The 4331-nt window shown below is 72.7% G+C and carries 3 protein-coding genes; 1 reads left to right on the top strand and 2 read right to left on the bottom strand.

Annotation, left to right across the window (positions count from 1 at the left end; genetic code table 11):
• Together FV230_RS25285 and FV230_RS25280 are read right to left on the bottom strand one after the other, a co-directional pair.
• Nucleotides 1-350, bottom strand: a 350-nt coding sequence (locus tag FV230_RS25285) for a class I SAM-dependent methyltransferase (protein WP_147844354.1), incomplete at its 3' end; no start/stop codon positions are given.
• An 11-nt stretch (nucleotides 351-361) separates the two neighbouring features.
• Nucleotides 362-1570 carry an MFS transporter gene (locus FV230_RS25280; RefSeq protein WP_147844353.1) on the bottom strand — a complete coding sequence of 403 codons (1209 nt, stop codon included), beginning with the start codon at nucleotides 1568-1570 and terminating at the stop codon, nucleotides 362-364.
• Between the two features lie 464 nt (nucleotides 1571-2034).
• Between FV230_RS25280 and FV230_RS25275 the strand changes: the two genes are divergently transcribed.
• A partial coding sequence (locus FV230_RS25275; protein ID WP_147844352.1) for an autotransporter-associated beta strand repeat-containing protein occupies nucleotides 2035-4331 on the top strand: 2297 nt, incomplete at its 3' end.

Below are 4331 nucleotides of genomic sequence, written 5' to 3'. Positions count from 1 at the left end.
ACCGTGGCGATCGCCGGCATCCTGATGACACTGTCGCAGAGCCTGTGGCTCGTCGTGCTCGGCATCGTCGTCGTCACCATCGGCTTCTTCGGCGCCCATTCGGTGGCGAGCATGTCGGGCGAGAGGTCGAGCGCGGTGACCGTGCCGGCATGCGGCGCCATCGCGAAGGCGACGTGGCCGCCGCCGCAGCCGAGATCGAGGGCGCGGGCCGGGCGCACCGTTCGCATGCGCTCGGCGATGCGGTCGAGGTCGGCGCCGGCGGCGTGGACCGCGCTCGCGACGTAGGACGCGGCCTGCGCGCCGAACCGGTCGGCGACGTGGGTCTCGTGGCGGCGCGTGGGGGCGCTCATGGGATCCTCCCTCAGGGCGCCGGCACCAGCGGCGCGAGGCGCGAGAGCCGGAGCGCGACGGCGAGCGCCAGCCCGTAGAGCAGGCCGACGAACGCCACCACGCCGGTCCAGCCGGAATGGGCGAAGAACCAGCCGCCCATCGTGCCGAGCACCGACGAGCCGAGGTAGTACAGCGACAGGTACACCGCCGAGGCTTGGGCGCGATCGCGCAGGGCGCGGCGGCCGATCCAGCTGCTCGCCACCGAATGGGCGCCGAAGAAGCCGATGGTGACGACGACGATGCCGAGCACGACGAGCCACAGGCTCTGCGACAGTGTCATCAGGATGCCGGCGATCGCCACGGTGATCGCCAGCCACAGCACCTTGCGCCGCCCGAGCCGGCTCGCGACCTCGCCGGTGAGCGTCGAGCTCATCGTGCCGAACAGGTAGACGACGAAGATCGCGCCGATCGCGGTCTGGCTCAGCGAGAACGGCGGGTCGAGCAGGCGGAAGCCGATGTAGTTGTAGACGCATACGAAGCCGCCCATCAGCAGGAAGGCTTCCGCGAACAGCCACGGCAGGCCGGGATCGCGGAAGTGCTGGCCGAAGGTGCCGGGCACCTCGCGCCAGCGCATCGGGTGGGCGACGAAGCTGCGCGAGGGCGGCAGCGCCCACCAGAACGCGAAGGCCGCGACCAGCGCCAGAACGCCGATGGTGCCGATCCCGAGCCGCCACGAGGCGTGGTCGGCGATGATGCCGGCGATCAGCCGCCCGCACATCCCGCCGACCGCGTTGCCGCCGACGAGCAGGCCCATCGACAGGCCGATCGAGCGCCCGTCCATCTCCTCGCCGAGATAGGCCATCGCCACCGCCGGCAACCCGCTCGCGGCGAGGCCGGTCAGCGCGCGCAGCACCAGGAACCCGTGCCAGCTCGGCACCAGCGCGGCGACGATCGTGAGGAGGGCGGAGGCGAAGAGCGAGACCAGCATCACCGGCTTGCGGCCGAGCACCTCGGAAATCGGGCTGACGAAGAGCAGCGCCACCGCCAGCACCCCGCAGGGCAGCGACAGGGCGAGGCTGCTCTCGGCCGGCGACACGCCGAAATCGTCGGCATAGACCGGCAGCAGAGGCTGCACGCCGTAGAGCACCGCGAAGGTGGAGAACCCGGCCGCCGCCAGCGCCAGCGCCGTGCGGCGGAAGACCGGCGTGCCCGATCGGATCAGCTCGACGCCGTCGCTCATGCGTTCCTGGTTCCGGGTCCGGTGACGGCGTCGGTGTTGGGCCGCGTCCCGGGCCGGCGTCAACAGCCGGAGGCGCAGGGCGGTTCGATTCCGACGCTTTCCACGGCCGCCCGGCCGACGCACGGATCCCGGAGCCCGCCGCGGCGGCACCGGCACCGGCCGCGCGACCAGCGTATCGGCCAAGACGATCGCCCGCGGCGAACCCGGAGGCCGGGTATTCGCGACCGGATGGAAGGGCCGTCACAAGACGTACACGGCCGCTGGATAAGCGTGACCGCAAGCACAGAGCGACGAAACGGGCGTCGCACCGGCGCCCGCATCGGCATCACCCGGCGAAACCTGACGGCTCGGGTGCAGAATACGTCATCGATACAACTGGAGCGCGCGTTCTACTGGGCCGGCGGCCCAGGGCGCGCGATCGCCCGGTCATCCGTTTCGACCCCCGCCGCTTGAATGGACCCTCCATGCGCGTTCCGCTCAAGGCCGCCCTCCTCGGCGCGACCGTCCTCCTGCCGGCCCGTGCGGACGCGCAGGCGTTTCCGGCAGGGCCGGCGCCGGGCTTTCCCAACAGCACGTCCGTGAGTCCGGGCACCGTCCTCGACCGCTTGTTCGACAGCTATGGGCGGCTCCTGACGGGCGACCCCGCGGTGCTGACGCAGAACTACCAGACCGTCGCGACGATGACGCAGGCGCGCACCGCCGACCAGACGCTTGCGGCGGTGCGCGACGACCGGACCGCGCAGCCCTACAGCGTGCTCAACGGCCTCGGGCCGCTGACCGGCCTGTATCTCGCGGGCGCCGGCGCCTCGTTCGGCGGGACGACGCCCGCGCGTCTGACGCCCACCACCTACGCCGCGCCGACGCTGTCCGAATACGCGGCCGACATCGGCCTGGGCACCGGTGCTAGCGCCGGGTCGACCACCTTCGGCAACGGAACCGCGACGCCGCTCGCCGCGGCGGTGAGCTTCATCAACAACGTGGTCCGGGCGAACGGCTCGACCGAGCCGGCCAAGCGGATCTTCGAGCGCTACCAGGGCGCGACGCCGGCCGTTGACCCGCTGGACCCCCGCTACGGCAACTACAACGCGATCACGAACCGGACCGCGCTGAGGGCGTCCGACACCGCGAGCCTCGTCGTCCCGGCCTACCTGTCGAGCTTCCCCGTCCCCGCCGTCTACGGCACCACGGCGTCCTGGGTCCGCGGCTTCACCGTGACCCGGGCGATGATCGACGCCAACGGCGGAAGGCCGCTCACCGCGCCGAACGTCGGCAGCTTCGATGCGGCGGGCACCTTCACCCCGGCCACCTTCGGCGTCGGCGACTACCTGCCGGGCGTCGGCACCGCGCCGCGGCCCTACCGCGTCTCGACCTCCGTCAGCGTGCCCGCCCTGCTCCAGCCGATCATCAACGGCACCAACCCTTACGCGGACGGCGCCTTTCCGAGCGGCCATACCAATTCCGGCACGCTCCAGGCGCTCGGCGTCGGCTTCCTGGTGCCGCAGCAGTTCCAGGAACTGCTCGCCCGCGCCGCCGACCTCGGCAACGACCGCATCCTCGCCGGCATGCACTCGCCCCTCGACGTGATGGGCGGCCGCATGGAGGCCACCGCGATCGCCGCCACGAACATCTACGCCGCGCTCTACGACGCGAGCGGCAACCGGCTCGATTGGACCAACCCCGCCAACGCCGCGGCCTACGCGGTCTACGAAGCCTACCGGCAGACCCAGTCCTACCTCGCGGCCTCCTGCGGGGCCGCGAGCGTGGGCGCCTGCGTGGCGGCTGCGTCGAGCGCCGCCGACCCCTTCGGCGACCCCGCGCAGAACAGGGCGAACTACCGCGCGCGGATGACCTACGGCTTCCAGCCGACGGGCCCGCAGGCCGCGATGACCGCCGCGGAGGTCCCGGTCCAGGCGCAGGTCCTGCTCCTCACCCGCTTCCCCTACCTGACCGACGCCCAGCGGACGGACGTGCTGGCGAGCACCGGCCTGCCCTCGGGGTATCCGCTTCTCGACGGGAACACCTACGGCGGCTGGGGACGGATCAACCTCTACGCCGCCAACGACGGCTACGGCGCCTTCGCCAGCACCGTCTCCGTGACCATGGACGCGTCGCAGGGCGGCTACGGCGCGAGCGACAGCTGGAACAACGACATCTCCGGCCCCGGCGGCCTGATCAAGAACGGCAGCGGCGCCCTGCGGCTGGGCGGCACCGACACCTATGCCGGCCCGACCCTCGTCAACGGCGGAACCCTGACCGTGGACGGCTCGCTCGTCTCGACGGTCACCGTCGCCGGCGGCCGGCTCGGCGGCTCGGGCACGGTGGGGGGGCTCGCCGTCCTGCCGGGCGGCACGGTGGCGCCGGGCCATTCGATCGGCACCCTGACGGTCGCGGGCAGCGCCGCCTTCGCGGCGGGCTCGGCCTATCAGGTCGAGGCCGACGCCGCCGGCCGGTCCGACCGCCTCGCGGTGGCCGGAACCGCCACGCTCGCGGGCGGAACGGTGCAGGTGCTGGCCCAAGCCGGCAGCTACGGCCCGCGCACCCGCTACGCGATCCTCGATGCGGCCGGGGGCGTGTCGGGGCGGTTTTCCGGCGCGACATCGAACTTCGCCTTCCTGACGCCGACGCTCCGCTACGAGCCGACCGCGGTCGATCTGAACCTGACCCGCAACGACGTGGCGCTCTCCGCCATCGCCACGACCCGCAACGCGGCGGCGGTCGCCGACGCGATCCAGGCGGGCGGGCCGGGCGCCGGCGCCTACGC

The sequence above is a fragment of the Methylobacterium sp. WL6 genome (assembly GCF_008040095.1).
Classification (GTDB): domain Bacteria; phylum Pseudomonadota; class Alphaproteobacteria; order Rhizobiales; family Beijerinckiaceae; genus Methylobacterium.
This window is presented reverse-complemented; position numbering and strand designations above follow the sequence as displayed.